Source organism: Paraconexibacter antarcticus (assembly GCF_024220175.1).
GTDB lineage: Bacteria > Actinomycetota > Thermoleophilia > Solirubrobacterales > Solirubrobacteraceae > Paraconexibacter > Paraconexibacter antarcticus.
The window spans coordinates 2,180,950-2,198,720 of sequence record NZ_CP098502.1 but is presented as its reverse complement, the minus strand read 5'-3'; the positions used below and the strand labels follow the sequence as shown (position 1 = coordinate 2,198,720).

At 75.1% G+C, this 17,771-nt stretch carries 14 protein-coding genes; 3 read left to right on the top strand and 11 right to left on the bottom strand.

What is annotated here, in order from left to right:
- Positions 1 to 36 precede the first annotated feature (36 nt).
- The 8 genes from NBH00_RS10780 to NBH00_RS10745 all read right to left on the bottom strand — a co-directional run bounded on the left by NBH00_RS10780 (position 37) and on the right by NBH00_RS10745 (position 8,388).
- Complete coding sequence (locus NBH00_RS10780; RefSeq protein ID WP_254573336.1) at positions 37 to 393, bottom strand: cupredoxin domain-containing protein; 357 nt, start codon at positions 391 to 393, stop codon at positions 37 to 39.
- 476 nt (positions 394 to 869) lie between these two features.
- Positions 870 to 1,952 carry an IS110 family RNA-guided transposase gene (locus tag NBH00_RS10775; protein ID WP_254570847.1) on the bottom strand — a complete coding sequence of 361 codons (1,083 nt, stop codon included), beginning with the start codon at positions 1,950 to 1,952 and terminating at the stop codon, positions 870 to 872.
- 264 nt (positions 1,953 to 2,216) lie between these two features.
- Positions 2,217 to 3,458 (bottom strand): NAD(P)/FAD-dependent oxidoreductase, encoded by a 1,242-nt coding sequence (locus NBH00_RS10770; protein WP_254573335.1) that lies wholly within the window; start codon positions 3,456 to 3,458, stop codon positions 2,217 to 2,219.
- A 30-nt stretch (positions 3,459 to 3,488) separates the two neighbouring features.
- A complete protein-coding gene (locus NBH00_RS10765) occupies positions 3,489 to 4,934 on the bottom strand; it encodes a cytochrome P450 (RefSeq protein ID WP_254573334.1) in 1,446 nt (481 codons plus the stop codon).
- A gap of 38 nt (positions 4,935 to 4,972) precedes the next feature.
- The gene (locus NBH00_RS10760; protein ID WP_254573333.1) at positions 4,973 to 5,293 is read right to left on the bottom strand and encodes a 2Fe-2S iron-sulfur cluster-binding protein; all 321 of its coding nucleotides are present in this window, start codon (positions 5,291 to 5,293) and stop codon (positions 4,973 to 4,975) included.
- A 152-nt stretch (positions 5,294 to 5,445) separates the two neighbouring features.
- The gene (locus tag NBH00_RS10755; protein WP_254573332.1) at positions 5,446 to 6,057 is read right to left on the bottom strand and encodes a TetR/AcrR family transcriptional regulator; all 612 of its coding nucleotides are present in this window, start codon (positions 6,055 to 6,057) and stop codon (positions 5,446 to 5,448) included.
- 108 nt (positions 6,058 to 6,165) lie between these two features.
- Positions 6,166 to 7,236 (bottom strand): sodium:calcium antiporter, encoded by a 1,071-nt coding sequence (locus NBH00_RS10750; RefSeq protein ID WP_254573331.1) that lies wholly within the window; start codon positions 7,234 to 7,236, stop codon positions 6,166 to 6,168.
- 39 nt (positions 7,237 to 7,275) lie between these two features.
- Complete coding sequence (locus tag NBH00_RS10745; RefSeq protein ID WP_254573330.1) at positions 7,276 to 8,388, bottom strand: zinc-binding dehydrogenase; 1,113 nt, start codon at positions 8,386 to 8,388, stop codon at positions 7,276 to 7,278.
- Between the two features lie 105 nt (positions 8,389 to 8,493).
- On the opposite strand from NBH00_RS10745, the gene NBH00_RS10740 reads away from it, so the two are divergent.
- The gene (locus NBH00_RS10740) at positions 8,494 to 11,496 is read left to right on the top strand and encodes a hypothetical protein (protein ID WP_254573329.1); all 3,003 of its coding nucleotides are present in this window, start codon (positions 8,494 to 8,496) and stop codon (positions 11,494 to 11,496) included.
- Positions 11,493 to 13,079, top strand: a complete 1,587-nt coding sequence (locus tag NBH00_RS10735; protein ID WP_254573328.1) for an ATP-binding cassette domain-containing protein — start codon at positions 11,493 to 11,495, stop codon at positions 13,077 to 13,079. Before NBH00_RS10740 ends, NBH00_RS10735 begins: the two co-directional genes overlap by 4 nt.
- Here NBH00_RS10735 and NBH00_RS10730 read toward each other — a convergent pair whose 3' ends face one another.
- Both NBH00_RS10730 and NBH00_RS25480 read right to left on the bottom strand, forming a co-directional pair.
- Positions 13,080 to 14,459 (bottom strand): molybdopterin oxidoreductase family protein, encoded by a 1,380-nt coding sequence (locus NBH00_RS10730; protein ID WP_367401317.1) that lies wholly within the window; start codon positions 14,457 to 14,459, stop codon positions 13,080 to 13,082.
- A complete protein-coding gene (locus tag NBH00_RS25480) occupies positions 14,414 to 15,409 on the bottom strand; it encodes a molybdopterin-dependent oxidoreductase (RefSeq protein ID WP_367401293.1) in 996 nt (331 codons plus the stop codon). Before NBH00_RS25480 ends, NBH00_RS10730 begins: the two co-directional genes overlap by 46 nt.
- A gap of 71 nt (positions 15,410 to 15,480) precedes the next feature.
- Between NBH00_RS25480 and NBH00_RS10720 the strand changes: the two genes are divergently transcribed.
- Complete coding sequence (locus NBH00_RS10720; RefSeq protein WP_254573326.1) at positions 15,481 to 16,623, top strand: N(5)-(carboxyethyl)ornithine synthase; 1,143 nt, start codon at positions 15,481 to 15,483, stop codon at positions 16,621 to 16,623.
- Between the two features lie 15 nt (positions 16,624 to 16,638).
- Here the strand turns inward: NBH00_RS10720 and NBH00_RS10715 are convergent, their stop codons facing one another.
- Positions 16,639 to 17,694, bottom strand: a complete 1,056-nt coding sequence (locus tag NBH00_RS10715; RefSeq protein ID WP_254573325.1) for a trans-sulfuration enzyme family protein — start codon at positions 17,692 to 17,694, stop codon at positions 16,639 to 16,641.
- Positions 17,695 to 17,771: the final 77 nt, after the last annotated feature.

Genomic DNA, 17,771 nt, shown 5'->3' with positions numbered 1-17,771 from the left:
GGGTGGTGTATCTCCTGTTCGAATGGACGACCGACGCTACTTGACGACGATCGTGCCCTTCATGTTGAAATGGATGGTGCACACGTACCGGTAGGTGCCCGGTTTGGTGAACTTGACTGAGTAGGAACCGGACTGCTTGGACGGCGAGCTGCGGAACTTCGCCCGGCCTCGGCTGGTCACGTTGTGCGGTGTCGCGGCGTCCTCGAATGTCCACCTCACCGTCGTGCCTTGCTTGATCACGAGCTTATGCGGAGAGAAGTCGATGTTCTTGATCCGAACGTGCGCTGACCCCGCCGCATCCGCCCGTCCCGCGCTGCCCGCGACAAGCCCCGCGCCACAGGCGAGGATTGCTCCCGCGAGGATCGGGCCTTTGCCTATCCGAGAAGTCGCCATGCCACCTATCACGCGGCTGGGAGGCCACCGGATCATTGCCACGTACCTCGCCGCGCGGTGCTGGCGCCGCGCCGCCACTACCTCGCGATCATGAACGCGGTGCCGGCCTGGACGAAGACCCGAAACTGGACGCGGCGTTGCTCGCGTGCAAGATCCATTTCGGCGACAGGATCCCGAACTGATATGGACGGCCGTTCGTCAACCTAGGGTCGGCGAAGTGGCGCATTAGCGCTCGTTCGTGTCTGTGCTGTCGGCTGGGTTGGTGGCGGTCCGGCAGGCTGTGCGCGACGCGCGGTCAGACTGATATGCGCGGGTTGGGTACCGCAGGACCAGGGGTTCGTCGTGGGGAGCCGCTGTCTAACATCGGGCGTGGCCGGCCCCCTGACGAGGGCGGGTTGCTCATAGTTCAGCCGCGGGTTCCCCGCGCGGTGCCGGGCCGCCACCGACCCAGCCGACGGGATGTCGCCGGGTTCAGGTCACTCGATCTGGCCGATCGCCCACGTGAATCCGGCGAGCTCGCGCGCTGCGGCGACGGCGATGATCGTGCGGCGTTTGCCGCGCTGCTCAAGGCGGTTCCATGTGCGATACAGACGCCGCTGCGCGGTCCAGGCGATCGCGACCGCTTCGGCGGGCTGCCCGTCGTGGCGATCGCTCAGCGCCTTGGTGACCCGCGGCGCCTTGCGGTAGTGCCAGGCAGCCTCGACGAGCAGCCGGCGCGCGTGCCCGGAACCGGTCTTCGTGATCGAGCCGAGGCGGCGACTTGAGCCGGTGGTGTGCTCCGAAGGGACCAGGCCGATGTAGCTCATGAGCTGCTCGGCCCGGGCGAACCGGGCGAAGTCGCCGACCTCCGAGCACAGCCCGGCGGCGGTGAGCGTGTCGATCCCGCGAAGGCACCGCAGCCGGGCGACCTGCACGCCCCACGGTGAGCTCGGAAGCATCCTCGTGATCTGCGCCTCGAGCTGATCGCGGCGATGCACGAGCACGTCGGCCGCGCCGCGCAGGTCCAGCAGCGTCGCCTGCGCCGCGGGCCACACGAGGTCGACCTGATCCAGCCAGTCACGGTGGCGCTGCGTCCATGCCTTGCCGTCATCGAAGCGATGGTCGTGACGCAGCAGCAGCTTCGACAACCGGTGGCGGGCACGCATCAGGTCCACCCGCACGGCCTCGCGCGCCCGGATCAGATCGCGCAGCGCCTCCTCCTCGTGGCCCGGCACCCGCACCGGATGCAGCTTCCCCGCCCAGAGCAAACGCACGAGCAGTTCGGCGTCACGACGATCAGTCTTCACCCGGTCACCCGACGCCCGCGGGATCTTGCTCGGCGCCGCGACCACGCACGACACCTGCCGCGCCGCGAGCTCCCGCGCCAACCCGTACCCGGTCGGCCCGGCCTCATACGCCGCCCGCACCGGCCTGGGCAGTGCGGCGCACAACCTGGCCGCCTCACGCACGTCACCGCGCAACGCGAACCACTGAAGCTCGCCGCTCTCAGCATCGAGCACCGCCGCCACGATCTTCGCGGCGTGTACGTCCAGACCAACGAGGCTTCTAGCCTTCGTCATGGCCGGTCTCCTCCTCTGTGGTTGTGGGCCGCTGCGCGGCTGCAACCGCACAGCTCAAACGTCACCCCACGACCCTTCGCGAGGGACCGGCCACTTCTACCGCCCGCCTCAGACAGACGACTCAGAACCACCGCCGCCAGCGACGGCCCGATCCATATGGTCTAACTACCCAACCCGCCTACACAGAAAAACGGACAGCCTCGTGCGCGTCGCTGGGGGTCGTCGGGCCGCAGGAGCAGCGCTCCTGCGGCGACCGGAGCGGCGTCAGCCCGCGCTGACCGACGGCGCGCGCAGGAGCGAGACGAGCGGGGTCTCCGGATCGGCCAGCAGCGCCCGGTCCGGGGACAGGCCCTCGCCGATGGCCCGCTTGCTGAACATGAACTCCTGCGCCCGGTTGACGCAGTCGGCGGCGACGAGCCTGCCCTCGGCGAAGTAGAAGCAGGCGAAGCTGCGGCCGGTCCGGGGGTCGCCGCGCAGCACGATCTCGTCGTAGCCGGTGCTCAGGCCGGCGATCTGGAGCTTCAGGTCGTACTGGTCCGACCAGAACCACGGCAGCGCGGAGATGGTCTTGTCCTTCCCGCAGATCGTCGCGGCGACGGTCTTGGCCTGCTCGACGGCGTTGGAGACGCACTCCAGGCGCAGGCGGCGGTCGTAGCGGGCGTCGAAGTAGCTCGCGCAGTCGCCGGCCGCGAAGACGGCCGGATCGTCGGTGCGGCCGTGCGCGTCGACGAGGATGCCGTTGTCGACGGCCAGCCCGGCGTCCTGCGCGAGCTCGACGTTGGGCACGACGCCGACGCCGACGATGACGAGGTCGGCCGCGACGAGCTCGCCGTCGGCGAGCCGGACGCCGGTGACGGCGGCGTCGCCCTCGATGGCCGCGACGCCGACGCCGACGCGGAGGTCGACGCCCTCCTCGCGGTGGACGCGGTCGTAGAACGCCGAGATCGCGGGGGCCGTCACGCGCTGCAGGACGCGGTCGGCCGCCTCGAGCACGGTGACGTCGACGCCGAGCTTCCGCAGCGACGCCGCCGCCTCGAGCCCGATGTACCCGGCGCCGATGACGACCGCGCGACGGGCGGTGGCGAGCGTCCGCTGGATGGCGTCGGTGTCGGCCGCGTCGCGGAGGCAGTGCACGCCGGCGAGGTCGGCCCCGGGGATGTCCAGCGGACGCGGACGGGCCCCGGTGCACAGCACGAGCCGGTCGTAGCCGACCGTCTCGCCGTCGTCGAGGTCGACGGTCGCGGCCTCGCGGTCGATGAGCGTGACGCGGGCCTGCCGGAAGACGACCCGCTCCTTCTCGTAGAACTCCGGCTTGCGGATGAGCAGGTCGGCGACGGTCGCCTCCCCGGCGAGGAGCGCCTTCGACAGCGGCGGGCGCTGGTAGGGCAGCGACGGCTCGTCGCCGATCAGCAGGATCTCCCCCGCCCAGCCGCCCTGGCGCAGGCCCGCGCACAGCTGCGCGCTCGCGTGGCTTGCGCCGACGATGACCACCCGGCCTGCGTCCATCGTCGTCTCCCCTCGCTCCACCGACCGGCCTCAGGCGGCCGAGGCCGCTTCGGCGGGGGCAGCGCCGGCCTGGGCGGGGGCCGCCTTGGGCGTGAGCCGGACCATCATGCTGTCGTAGCCCTTGACGAAGTTCGACTGCACGTACTCGGGCTCGCCGACGACCTCGATCCGGTCGAACCGCTCGAGGAGCTCCTCCCACAGGATGCGCAGCTGCATCTCCGCGAGGCGGTTGCCCATGCAGCGGTGCACGCCGAAGCCGAACGACATGTGGTTACGGGCGTTCTTGCGGTCGATGATGAGGCGGTCCGCATCCTCGAACTTGCGCTCGTCGCGGTTGCCCGAGGCGTACCACATGATCACCTGGTCGCCCTTGCGGATGAACTGCCCGCCGAAGTGGACGTCCTTCTTGGCGACCCGGCGCATGTAGGCCAGCGGCGTCTGCCAGCGGATGATCTCCGAGACCATGTTCGGGATCAGCGACGGGTCGGCCTTGAGCTTCTCGAACTGGTCGGGGTACTGGTTGAGGGCGTAGACGCCACCGGACATCGAGTTGCGGGTCGTGTCGTTGCCGCCGACGATGAGCAGCGTCAGGTTCCCGAGGAACTCCATCGGCTTGTGGATCAGGTCCTTCGTGTCCTCGGAGGTCTGCATCAGCGTGATGAGGTCGAAGCCGTCGGGCTCACCGGCGGCGCGCCTCGCCGCCTTGTCGTGCCACAGCGCGACGAAGCTGCGGGCCAGCTCCTCGGCGGCGGCGAACATCTCGTCCTGGTGGGTCGTGCCCCCGGTGCCCTCGGCCGTCCCGCTGATGGTGTCCGACCAGTAGGTGAGCTTGTGCCGCTGCTCGTAGGGGAAGTCGAGGAGCGTGGCGAGCATCCGGCCCGTGATCTCCTTGGAGACCGCCTGGACCCAGTCGAAGGGCTCGTCGGTCGGCAGGCCGTCGAGCACCTCCTGCACGCGCTCGCGGATGAGCGACTCCATCTCCTTGAGGTTCCGCGGCGCGACGACGCCCTGGACGGCCTTGCGCTGGACGTCGTGCTTGGGCGGGTCCATCGCGATGAACATCTCGATCTCGAGCGGCGGGGGGCCGAGGACGATGTAGGGCTCGGCCGAGAAGACGTCGGGGTTCGAGTCGACCGCCTGGATGTCCGCGTAGCGCGTGATCGACCAGAACGGGCCGAACGGGCTGTCGGCGAGGTAGTGGATCGGGGCCTCCTCGCGGAGCCGCGCGAAGTACGGGTACCACTTGCCCTGGCGGTTCATGAACGGGTTGCTGACGTCGATCTCGGTCAGCGGCACGTCTGCCGGGTCCGGGATCGGCTGCTCGGTGAAGACGAGCGGCGTGCTCAGGCCGGCGAAGCGCTGGGCCTTCTTGACGAGGTGCGCCGCCCGGACCTGGCGGTCGACCGGCACGGTCGCCTGCACCTTGTCCGTGATGGCGGCCTTGGCCTTGGTGAGCATGCTGGTGGTGGTCGTCATTGGATCTCTCTCCGCCTGGGTTGGAAGTCGGGGACTGCCTACATCTGGAACTCGGGGAGACGGACCTTCAGACCGTCCAGGCCGGCGCAGGCCTTCAGCTGACACGCCAGGCGCGAGTTCGGGGCGCACTCGGGCGACATCTCGATCATCTGGCTCTCCTCGTCCGAGCGTGGCCCGGTCGCGGCGATCCACGCGTCGTCGACGATGACGTGGCACGTCCCGCAGGACGCCTCGCCCCCGCAGTCCCCGTCGATGCCGGGGACGCCGTTCGACGTCGCGAGCTCCATGAGCGACTCACCGTCGGCGAACTCGACCTCGTGGGAGGTGCCGTCGTACTCGGTGAAGGTGATGGTTCCCATTGTCTCTCCCCTACTGGATGCCGAATGAACGCGGGCGTCGTTTGACGCAGTGTCAAACTACAGAACGTCCTTACGCCATGTCAAGTCATCACGGCAGGGACCGTGACGCTCAGGGCCTCGCCGCGCGCGCCGCGCCCGACCGGGACGGCCGGTCAGTCCGCGGCGGCGGCGGCGGACCCGCCGGCGGCGCCCTGCCACAGGCCGGCGAGCTCGTCGAGGAGCGCCTGCTCGTCCTGGGTCGGGAAGGCGAGGTGCTCGGAGAGGACCCGCTGCGTCATCCACACCAGGGCGTACGCCCGCGCCCGGGCCCGCTCGGGCGACAGGTCCGGGTCGCCGCGGAGGATGCGGCCGAGGGCGGTCTGCAGGAAGTTCTCGTGGAAGCCGCGCCAGAAGCCGGCGACCTCGGGGTCGTACGTCGCCGCCTCGTTGATCGCCACGAGCGTGCCGCGATGGGCGCGGAAGGCCTCGAGGACGGCCGTGAGCGTCTCACGCGTGCGGCCGCTCTCGCCGGTCAGCCACGGGTCCGCGGCCTCGGCGACGGCCGCCTGCAGACCCGCCCCGAGGCGGAGGATCAGCTCGCGCTTGTCGCGGAAGTAGGTGTAGAAGGTCGGCCGCGAGAACCCGGCCTGACGCACGATCTGCTCGATGCCGAGCTCGGCGAACGGGGTGCCCTGCTCCAGGAGCTCGACGGTCGCCGCGAGCAGCGCCGCCTCCGTCGCCTGGCGGGTCGCGTCGGTGCGCTCGCGGCGAGAGAGGGTGGCCATGCCGCGAGTGTAACTTACGCGACCTCAGAGCCACGGCACTTGCTCACTGGACCTGATGATGCGTAAGGTCGTTCCGGCGGCGCCGTCGGCGCGTCCGCAGGCCGGAGCTCACCCACCGGCGGCGATCGCGAAGAGCCCGCCGATCGCGAGGACGTAGAGCACGAGGACGATGAGCGAGTCGAGGCCCATCCCCGCGATGCGGCGCGCGGGACGGAACAGCAGTCCGGTCACGTAGACGCCGGTGAGGAGCATGCCGACCGCGGTGAGGTAGATGTCCGTGTCCTGGGCCTGCGGCAGCACGGCCTTGCCGGACAGGAGCGTCGCGAGCAGGAAGAGGACCGGGAGGAAGGCGTTGCCGCCGAAGATGTCGCTGATGGCGAGCTGCTCGTCGCCCTGGCGGACCGAGGTCAGCCCCGTCGAGAGCTCGGGCAGCGACGTCGCCGCCGCCAGGATCGTGGAGCCGAACAGCACCCCGGAGAGCCCGATGTGGCTTGCGATCGCCTCGCCGCTGCGCTCGAGGAGCACGCCGGACACAAGCGTCACGAGGGCGGCCGCGCCGAAGATCGCCCCCGCCCGCGCGGTGCTCACCCCGCGCGTCGTCGCCTCGTGCTCGGTCCGCTCCTGGCTGTGCCCGCGGGGCTTCTCCTGGTTGTCGGGCGCCTCCCCCGACTCGTGCCACGGCAGGCGCGTCTGGGCGCGCTGCACGAGGAAGAGGCTGACGATCCACAGCGCGGCGATGAGCAGCGACTCGGGCGTGAGGCGCCAGAGTCGCGCGCTGCTCGGCAGCTGCGTCCCCGCCACGACGACCGCCAGCACCGCGATGACCGCGATGCCCTCGAGGACGAGCACGAGCGACGCCGCCCGGTAGGTCAGGGGGTGACGGCCGCGTCCGCCGAAGGCGTCGAGGGCGACGAGCACGACGGTCTGGATCGCGATGCCGCCGAGGATGTTGCCGACGGCCACGCCGACCTTCCCGGAGAGCGCGGCGCTCGTGACGATGGCGATCTCCGGCAGGTTCGTGGCGACCGCCAGCAGGATGAGCCCGCCGAGGGCCGACCCGAGATGCAGGCGGCGTGACAGGACGTCGGTCTGATCCGACAGCTGCACGCCGGCGACCCAGATCGCGCCGGCCGCGCCGAGGAAGATCACGAGGAGCAGCGGGGTCGCGAGGCCGGTCATCCGCCCCCGCCTACCCGGCGCCGCCCGCCGGACCCATGACTAGGTGCGATCGCGCGACGGGTCGATGAGGAACTTGCTCCCCGTGCCGCGCTTGGAGGCGGCGACGAGCGTCTCGAGGTCGAGGACGTCGGCCAGGCCGATCGTCTGCGCGTACCCCGAGGCGAAGGTCGTCGTGGCCTCGGCGATGACGCGGGCGCGCATCCGGGCGATGGCCTCGCCGCCGAGCCGGCCGAGCGCGTTCGTCAGCAGGAACCCGCCGACGCCCCACGTCAGGCCGAAGCGGCGGTCGATGACGGTCGGCGAGAAGTCGAGTGCCCCGTAGATGTAGACCTGCTTGGGCACGGTCGTCCCGTAGGGCGTCCACGACTGCAGCGGCGGCTGGGCGTGCTCCATCGCGGTGAGGATGTCCCCGGCGAGCGTCCCGCCGCCGATCGCGTCGAAGGCGAGCGTGGCGCCGGTCGCGCGGATCGCCTCGGTGAGCCGGCCCGAGAAGTCCGGCAGCGAGGAGTCCACGACGTGCTCGGCGCCGAGGTCGCGCAGGAGCCGGACGTGGTCCGCGCGGCGGACGATGTTCACGAGGCCGATGCCGTCCGCGGCGCAGATGCGCACGAGCATCTGCCCGAGGTTCGAGGCCGCCGCGGTGTGGACGAGGGCGGTGTGGCCCTCGGCGCGCATCGTCTCGACCATCGAGAGCGCGGTGAGCGGGTTGACGAACAGGGCCGCGCCCGCGGGCGTGCTCACGTCGTCCGGGAGCTCGACGACGGCGGCCGCGTCGGCGACCCGGAAGTCGGCCCACATCAGGCCGCCGAACAGCGCCACGCGCCGGCCGACGAGGTGGGCGGCGTCGGGCCCGGCGGCGACGACGATGCCCGCGCCCTCGTTGCCGACCGGCAGCGGCTTGTCGAGCCGGTCGCGGTAGACCGCGAGGGCCGCCGCCGGGACCTCGCCGACGATCTCCGCGCCGTCCCGCCGCAGCCCGGCCGGGTCGACCGCCCCGAGCAGGACGCCGAGGTCCGACGGGTTGATCGGCGACGCCTCGACGGCGACGACGACCTGACTGCCGGTCGGCTCGGGGATGTCGCGCTCCACGAGCGAGAGCCGGAGCGTCCCGTCGGAGGCGATGAGCGATCGGAGGCTGCGTCCGGTGGTCATGCGGCGAATGTACCCGCTGGCCCTGGGTGCGGGCGGGCGGCGGGACTACGATCGGTGCGTGCCGCCTGCACGTGAATGCGCCGACCGCGGCGAGACGGCGCGCTGATGCCGCGGACGCCCGCCCTCGCCGCTCCGCTGCGGCTCGCGGCGGCGCGGCTGCGGGCCCGGCCCGGCCGGTGGCTCGGTGTCGCCGCGGTCACCGCCGTGATGCTCGCCTTCCTCGGGACGGTGGCCGGCTACGGGACCCTGACGGGGGACCGGGCGGCCCACCGGACGCTCGCCGCCGTCCCCCCGCCCGCCCGGACGGTGGCGCTCACCTGGAGCGGCGGGGTGACCCGCGCGGTCGACGCGCGCGCCCGGGCCGCCGTACGGGCGATGGCCGGCGCCGCGCCGACCCGCACGACGCAGCTCCTTCCCCTCCGGCTGGCCCGCGCGACCGTCCGCCTCGCCGCCGTCCGCCCCCTGGGCCGCTGGGTCACCGTCACCGCGGGCCGCCTGCCGCAGGGCTGCGTGCCCGCGCGCTGCGAGGTGCTCCAGGTCGGCGGCGTGCCGGCCCCGGCGCGCGTTCGCGACCGCGGCCTGCGTGTCGTCGTCGTCGGGCGGGGGCGGCTGCGCTCGCCGGTGCCGCTCGGGTATCTCCCCCGCGCGGCGCGGGCGGTCGGCGGCGCGGCGGACGAGCAACGGCCCCCCGTGCTCGTCGGTGCCGATCCGGCCGCCCTCGACGCGCTCGCGGGCCTGGCGTCGGTCTTCCGCACGCAGCAGTGGGCGGCGCCGCTCGACCTCGGCGCCCTCCGCGCGTGGGACCTCGGCCCGGTGCGGGCCCGCATCGCCGCGCGGGCCCGGGACGCCGCCGTCGCGGACCCGGGGCTCACGGCCACCGCGCCGCTGGGCGCGCTCGCCGCGGCCCGCGCGCGGGCGGCGGCTGTGCCGGGCCGTCTGGAGACGCTCACCGCCGCCGCGCTCGCGGTGCTTGCCGCCGTCCTGCTCCTCACCGCCGGCGGGCTGCGCGCGGGGCTCGCGGCCGAGGGCGCCCGGCTGGAGCGGGCCGGCGCGCGGCTGGGTCAGCGGGCGGCGCTGCTCCTCGGGGAGGCCGGCGGCCCTGCCCTCGCCGGGGCGGCCGCCGGGGTGCTCGCGGCCGTCGCCGCGGTCGCGCTCCTCGGGGCCCGCGACGGCGTCGGCGCCGGGCCGCTGCTCGCCCACGGCCTCGCGCGTGGCCCCGTGCTCGCCGGTGGCGCCGCGGCGGCGCTCGCCGCGGTCGCGCTCGCGGTCGCCGGAGCGGCCGCCGGGGCGCGCCTCGCCGCCCGCCTCTGCGAGCTCGCGCTCGCCGGCGCCGGTGCGGCGCTCGTCCTCGCGCTCGCGGACGCGCGGGTGCGCGACGGCGCCGACCGGCAGGTGCTCGAGCTGCCGGCGCTCGTCCTCACCGTCGGCGGCCTCCTCGTCGCCCGCGCGACGCCGCCGGCGCTCGCCCTCCTCGGCCGCCGGTGGCCGGGCGCGCCCGGCCGCCCGGGGCGCCTGGCCGTCCTCGACCTCGCCCGCCGGCCCGGCCCGGCGGCGCTCGCGGTCGCGGCCGTCGCCGTCGCGGCCGCGCTCACGGTCCTCGCCGGCGGGTACCGGGCGACGCTCCGCGCGGGCCAGTCCGACCAGGCGGCCTTCCGGGTCCCCCTCGGGGGGATCGTCGGGCCCGACGCCGCCCTTCGCGGCCCGCTCGACCGGCGTCCGCTCGCCCGCTACCGCGCGGTGCCCGGCGTCACCGCCGTGTCCCCGGTCCTCCGGCGGGACGCCGCCGCGCTCATCGGCCCGACCCGCGACCCGCTGACCCTGCTCGCCGCCCCCGCCGCGGTGCTCGCGCAGGCCGGCCTCCCCCACGCCCGCCGCCTGCGGCAGCCGGCCGCCGCCGTCCTCGGCGCGGCGCGCGTGGCCCCCGGGACGCCCCTCGCCGTCCGGATCCACTCGCGCGGGGACGCCGCCGACGTCGGCGTCGTCCTGCGCCGGGCCGACGGGACGAGCACCGTGGCCGACCTGACCCCCGCGCGCGCCGACCCGGCGCGCCGCGTCGGCCGGGTCCCCCCAGGCCCCGCCGCGCTGCGGGTCGCGGGCCTCACCCTGACGAAGGCCGAGGCGCTCGCCGCCACCGACGGGCACCAGGCGACGAACGACCTCGAGGGCGCTCTCGTGAGCCGGGGGCGGGCGACGCTCGGCCCGCTGCGCGACGGCCGCGGCCGGACGCTCACCCGCTTCGCCGGCTGGGGCGCGCACGGCGCCGCCGCCGGCCTGCACGCGGGCGTCGTCCGCTACGCCTTCGACCGCAGCGGGCTCGGCGTGCTGCGGCCGCCCGCGACGGTCGACCGCGCCCCGGTCCCGGTGCTCACCGACGCGGGGACGGCCCGCGACGCCGGAGCCCGCCGCCGGGTCGTGCTCGCCGTCGACGGCGCCGAGGTCCCCGCGCTCGTCGTCGGCGTCGCCCCGCGCGTCGCGACCGTCACGGGGGCCTTCGCCGTGGCAGACGCGGCGGCCCTGCGCACGGCGCTCGACGCGCTCGCCCCCGGGACGGGCCGCGTCGACGAGCTGTGGGTCGCCGGCGCGGGCGGCCCGGCGCTCGCGGCGGCGCTGCACCGGGTCGCCGGCGGGTCGGTCCTCACCCGCGCCGCCGTCCGGGCCCGGCTCACCCGGGACCCGCTCGCCCGGGGACGGCTGCGCGCGCTCGCCGGCGCCGCCGCGCTCGCCGTGGCCCTCGCGCTGCTCGCCCTCGTCGCGGCCCGCGGCGCCATCCTCCGCGACGGCGCCGCCGCCCACGCGGGGCTCGAGGCGGACGGCGTCGCCCCGCGGGTGCTGCGCCGCGTCGTCGCGCTGCAGGCGGGCGGCCTGGCCGTCGCGGGGGTCGTCGCCGGGGTGGCGCTCGGCCTCGCCGCGGGCGCGACGGGCGCCGCGGTCGTGCGCGGCGGCGACGCCGTCGCCCAGCCGCCGCTGCGCACGGTCGTCCCCGTCGGGGCGACGCTCGGGCTCACCGCCGTCGCGCTCCTCCTCACGGCGCTCGTCGCCGCGCTCCTGGCGGGCCGCTGCCTGCGCGGCGACTGGCCCGCGCGCGTCCTCTCGGAGGAGGTCCGGTGAGCGCGCCCGCCGTCGACTGCCGCGACCTCTTCCGCGTGCACCGCACCCGCGAGGGGGACGCCGCCGCGCTGCAGGGCCTGACGCTCACGGTCGCGGCCGGCGAGGCCGTCGCCTGTCTCGGGCCGAGCGGCTCGGGGAAGTCGACCTTGCTGCACGTGCTCGCGGGCCTGGAGGCGCCGTCGGCAGGCCGGGCGCTCGTCCTCGGCACCGACCTGTCCCGCGTGCGGTCGCGCGCGCGGGCCCGCCTGCGCCGCGAGGGGCTGGGGCTCGTCGGGCAGCACGGCGAGCGCGCCCTCCCGCCCGACCTCACCATCCGCGACGCCGTCGCCCTCCCCCTCACGCTGCGCGGCCACGGACGCGCCGCGGCGCGGCGGATCGCCACGGAGCACCTCGCCCGCGTCGGGCTCGCGGCCGCGGCCGGCGCCCGGGCGGTCGAGCTGTCGGGCGGCGAGCGCCAGCGGGCGGCGATCGCCGCGGCGATCGTGCACGCGCCGCGCCTGCTGCTCGCCGACGAGCCGACGGGCGAGCTCGACGCGGCGAGCGCCGCCGCCGTGCTCGCGCTGCTCCGCGAGGTCGCGCGCGAGCGCGGCATGGCGATGCTCCTCGTGACGCACGACCCCGCCACCGCGGCGGCGATGGACCGCCGCGTCCACGTCCGCGACGGGAGGGTCAGCGACGAGGACAGCGGCGGCGGGACGGCGGTCGTCGTCGACCGCGGCGGCTGGCTGCGCGTGCCCGCGGAGACGCTACGCGCCGCGGGCATCACCGACCGGGCGACCGCCCGCGCCGAGGACGGGCGCGTCGTGCTCGAACCGGCGGGCGCGGGCGGCGGGGCCCCGGCCGTGCCCGCGGCCGTGCCCGCGGCCGTGCCCGCGGCCGTGCCCCGCCCGGAGGTCCCGGCCGCGACGGCGGGGCGGGCCGCCGGCGTGCGGGCCGAGGTCTGCGGCCTGCGCCGCGCCTACGGCGTGCGGGTCGTCCTCGACGGGCTCGACGCCGCCTGGGCGCTCGGGACGTTCACCGTCGTCACCGGCCGCTCGGGCACCAGCAAGTCGACCCTGCTGCGCCTGCTCTGCGGCCTGGAGCCGCCGGACGCCGGCACGATCCGGGTCGGCGCCGCGGACCTCGGCGCGCTCGACCGCGCCGGGCGGGCGGCGCTCCGCGCGCGGGACATCGCGTACGTCGGGCAGGGCGACGTCCTGCTGCCCCACCTCGGGCCGGCCGAGCAGCCCGGGCCGGCCCCGGCGCTCGTGACGCCGTGGCTGCGCGCCCTCGGCCTCGGCGAGCGCCTGCGACAGCCCGTCGGGCGGCTCTCGGGCGGCGAGCGCCGCCGGGCCGCGATCGCCCGTGCCCTCGCCTCCGCCCGCGGGCTCGTCGTCCTCGACGAACCGACGTCCGCCCTCGACGAGGCCGGTGCCGAGGCCCTCGGCGCCCTGCTGCGGACCGTCGCGCACGAGCACGGCCGGACCGTCGTCTGCGCCACGCACGACCCGGTGCTCGCCGCGCACGCCGACGGCGAGCTGACCCTCGGCGGCCGCCCGCTCGGTCCCCGCCCCGCGCCGGGACGGGACCCGCGAGCGGCGTAGTCACTCCGCGGCGATGGCCACCTCCCGCGCCGCCGCGGGCTGCCCGCCTGCACGCACCTCCACCGGCACGCCGTTGAGCGCGCTCGTCCCCGACAGGCGGTCGATGAAGCGGTCGTCGGTGATGTCGTTGACCGACACGCCCGCGTGGTCCTCGGCCGTGCTCCAGGCCGTGCCCTCGCGGTGGTGGCCCCAGCCGTGCGGGATGCTCACGACGCCGGGCATCAGGGTGTCCGTTACCTCGACGGGGATCGAGAGCTCGCCGGCGCGCGAGGCGACGACGGCGATGGCGCCGTCCTCGAGCCCGCGCGCGTCCGCGTCGTCGGGATGGATCATGAGCGTGCAGCGCGAGGGGCCCTTCACGAGCCGCCGGCTGTTGTGCATCCAGGAGTTGTTCGACCGCAGGTGGCGGCGGCCGATGAGGACGAGCCCGTCGGCCGGCGGGACCGCGCGCAGCCGCTCGAGGTCCGCGACGTAGATGTCGTGGACGAGCGCGATGCGCTTGTCCGGGGTGAAGAGCCGTCCGGGCAGCCGCGGCTGCAGCGGCCCGATGTCGAAGCCGTGCGGGTGCGCCTTGAGCACGTCCAGGGTCAGACCGCCCCGCGGGATCGTCGGCGGCATCGGCGAGGCCGGGGGCGCGGCGTAGCGGGCGAGGGGCGAGCGGCCGACGACCCGCGCGAGCAGCTCCCACGCCGCGCGCGCCGGGCCGAAGCGGCCGAGCGCGCGGTCGAGCAGGGACGCCGCCGCGGCCGCGTGGCCGTAGGGGCCGGTGCGGAGCATGAGATCGAGCAGGCCGGTCGCGCCGAGCCGGTCGTACACCATCCCGTAGGCCCGGCCGGCCGCCCGGGCCCGCCGGCTTTCGGAGCGCGCGAGCAGCCGCGTCGTCAGCCCGACGAGCGCCTGCCAGTCGTGGCGCCCGCCGTCCGCGATGTCGAACAGCGGCTCGGAGAAGTGCGCGACGTTGCGGACGGTGACGAGGTTCAGGATCACGTCGTAGTCCGCGGTCTCGAGCTGCCCGCCCGGCGGCAGGATGTAGTCCGCGTGCCGGGACGTCTCGGTGACGTACATGTCGAAGCAGACCAGGAGCTCCAGGCCCGGAAGGGCGCGCTCGAGGCGGGAGCCGTTCGGCGCCGACAGCACCGGGTTGCCGGCGTGGACGAGCAACGCGCGCACCTGCCCCTCGCCGGGTGTCTCGATCTCCTCGGCGAGGGCGGCGGTGGGCAGCTCGCCGGCGAACTCGGGCAGGCCGCCGACGCGCGAGCGGAAGGTGTCGAAGCTCCCGCCCCAGCCGATGGCGTCGGCGATCGGCAGCGGGTCGACGGCCGGCGTCGTGAACATCATGCCGCCCTCCCGGTCGAGCTTGCCGGTGACGACGTTGAGCACGTAGAGGAGCCAGGCGGCGAGGCCGCCGAACTCCTGCTGGCAGATGCCGACGCGGCCGTACGCGAGGGCCCGCGGCGTCCCGGCGAAGTCGCGCGCCAGACGCCGGATGTCGCCGGCCGCGATGCCGGTGCGGTCGGCGGCGTCCTCGGGCGTGAAGCCGGCGACGAGCGCCCCGAGGTCCTCCACCCCGTCGACGCAGGCGCGGGGCTGCCAAGGTCGACGAGGCCCTCGGCGTAGACGACGTGCAGCATGGCCAGCAGCAGCCAGGCGTCGGTCCCGGGCCGGATGGCGAGGTACTCGTCGGCGACCTTGGCGGACTCCGTGCGGCGCGGGTCGATGACGACGAAGCGGCCGCCGCGGGCCTGCAGGTCGCGCACCCGGTGGCGGAAGCCGGGCGCCGACATGACGCTCCCGTTGGACGCGAGCGGGTTGCCCCCGAAGCACAGGAACAGGTCCGTCCGATCGACGTCCGGGGTGGGGAACATCGCGAAGTGGCCGAAGAGCTTCAGCGCCGCGAGCGAGTGCGGAAGCTGGTCCTGCGAGGTCGCGCTGTACCGGTTGCGGGAGCCGAGCGCGGCGACCAGCGGGAAGATCGCCAGGCCCGCGCCGAGGTGGTGCGCGGTGGGGTTGCCGAAGTAGGAGCCCACCGCGTCCCGGCCGTGCGCGGCCTGGATCGCCGCGAGGCGGTCGGCGATGTCGTCGAGGGCGACGTCCCAGTCGACCGGCTCGAACTCGCCCGCGGCGTTGCGCCGCAGCGGGGTGCGGATCCGCTGGGGATCGGTGTGCAGATCCTGGAGCGCGTTGCCCTTCGGGCAGATGTGCCCCTTGGAGAAGTGGTTGCGCTCGTCGCCGCGGATCCCGAGGATCTCGCCGCCCGCGTGCTCGATCTCGAGGCCGCACATCGCCTCGCAGAGCGTGCAGGCCCGGTAGTGCATCTCGCTCGTGCTCATGGCCCGACGTTACCGGGCGCGGCCGCCGCGTGGAGCCGTCCCGGCAGCGGGCCCCGCCCTACACTGGAGGGGTGGACACCTTGAGCGTCGCCCTCGTCGCGACGTCGCGCAAGCCGGACGAGCGCCGGCTGGCGATCCACCCGGCCCACCTGGAACGCATCGACCCCCTCCTGCGACGGCGGATCTTCGCGGAGCACGGGTACGGCGAGGCGTTCGGCATGAGCGACGCGCGGCTGACGAGCCTCCTGGGCGGGCTGCGCACCCGCGAGGAGCTGCTCGACGAGTGCGACGTCGTCCTCCTCCCGAAGCCGCTGGGGGCGGACCTCAAGACGCTGCGTCCCGGGCAGGTCCTCTGGGGCTGGCCGCACTGCGTGCAGGACCGGGAGCTGACGCAGCTCGCGATCGACCGCGGCCTGACGCTCATCGCGTGGGAGGCGATGAACCACTGGACGAAGGAGGGCCACTTCAGCCTCCACGTCTTCCACAAGAACAACGAGCTCGCCGGGTACTGCTCGGTCCTCCACGCGATGCAGCTCCGCGGCGCGACCGGCGACTACGGCCGGCGCCTGCGCGCCGCGGTCATCAGCTTCGGCGCGACCGCCCGCGGCGCCGTCCGCGGGCTGTCGGCGCTCGGCGTCAGCGACGTCACGGTGCTCACGCAGCGCAGCGTCGCCGCGGTGGCGTCCCCGTTCGCCTCCGTCCGGATGCAGCACTTCGAGCGCGACCCGGCGAATCCGGGCCGGACGCTCGCCCTGAAGGACCCCGAGCCCGGGCCGCTGGCGGAGGTCCTCGGGCAGTACGACATCGTCGTCAACTGCATCCTGCAGGACACCGACGCGCCGCTTATGTTCGTCACGAACGAGGACCTGCACCACTTCACGCCGGGGACGGTGTTCATCGACGTCTCGTGCGACGAGGGCATGGGTTTCGAGTGGACGCGGCCCACGACGTTCGCCGCGCCGATGTTCACCTTCGGCGACGGGCTGCACCACTACGCCGTCGACCACAGCCCGTCGCTGCTGTGGGACTCCGCGACGTGGGAGAACAGCGAGGCGCTGCTCGCCTACCTGCCGACCGTCATGGCCGGCCCGGCGCGGTGGGACGCCGTCGAGACGATCCGGCGCGCGATCGAGATCCGTGACGGCCACGTCCAGAACCCCCGCATCCTCAGCTTCCAGGGGCGGTCCGCCGAGCACCCGCACCCCGTCGCCTGAGCGCGCCCCGCGCGGTCACCCGAGGGCCGCGGCGAGGTCCGCCCACAGGTCCTCCGCGTCCTCGCACCCGACGCTCATCCGGATGAGGCCGGCCGGGATGTGCTCCTGCCCCGGGTGGGCGGCGCGGCGCTCCATCGTCGTCTCCACCCCGCCGAGGCTCGTCGCGTGGCGGACGATCCGGGTGGCCGCGCAGAGGGCGTCCGCCGCGGGTGCGTCGGCGAGCTCGAAGCTCACGATCGCGCCGAAGCCGGGGTACCGCACGCGCGTGACCGCCGCGTGGGCCGCGAGCCGCCCGGCGAGCAGCTGCGCGGTGGCCGTCGCCTGCCGCAGGCGCAGCGGCAGCGTGCGCGCGCCGCGGAGGGCGAGGAAGCACTCGAGCGTCCCGGGCGTCGCGCCGTTCAGCCCGCGGGCCGTCCGCAGGAGGCGCAGCTGCTCCTCGTCGGCGGTGACGGCGAGCCCGAGGAGGAGGTCGGAGTGCCCGCCGATGAACTTCGTCGCCGAGTGGACGACGAGGTCGGCGCCGAGCGTGAGCGGCTGCTGCCCGAGCGGCGTCGCGAACGTGTTGTCGACGACGACGCGCGTACCGGGGCGGCGCGGGGCGGCGCAGATCGCCGCGACGTCGGCGACGTCGAGCAGCGGGTTCGAAGGCGACTCCACCCACAGCAGGTCGGCGGTCTGCGCGCGGTCCGGCCAGGCCGGGTCGGCGACCGGGAGCCGCTCGACCGCCCAGCCGTGGTCGCGCGCCCCGGCCTCCGCGATCCCGGCGACCCCCTGGTAGCAGTCGTCGCCGAGGACGAGCCGCGCGCCGCTCGGCAGCTGCTGCAGGACGGCGGCGCACGCGGCCATCCCCGAGGCGAACGCGACGGCCTCCCCGCCCTCCAGGCCGCCGACGAGCGCCTCGAGCGCCTCCCAGCCGGGGGTCGCCTCGTTGCGGCTGTAGATCCGCTCGGCCCCCTGGATGAACGTCGACGCCGCGACGAGCGGGACGTTGAGCGGGGCGCCGGGCTCGGCGGGCGGCCGACCGCCGACGATCGCCCACGTCGCGGCGGACACGTCTGCGCGCTCAAGCATGACGCCGACCGTAGCGGGCGCCCGGCGCGCCCGCCGAGCCGGCCGCCACCCGCGCGCGGCCCCGGATGAGAAGACGC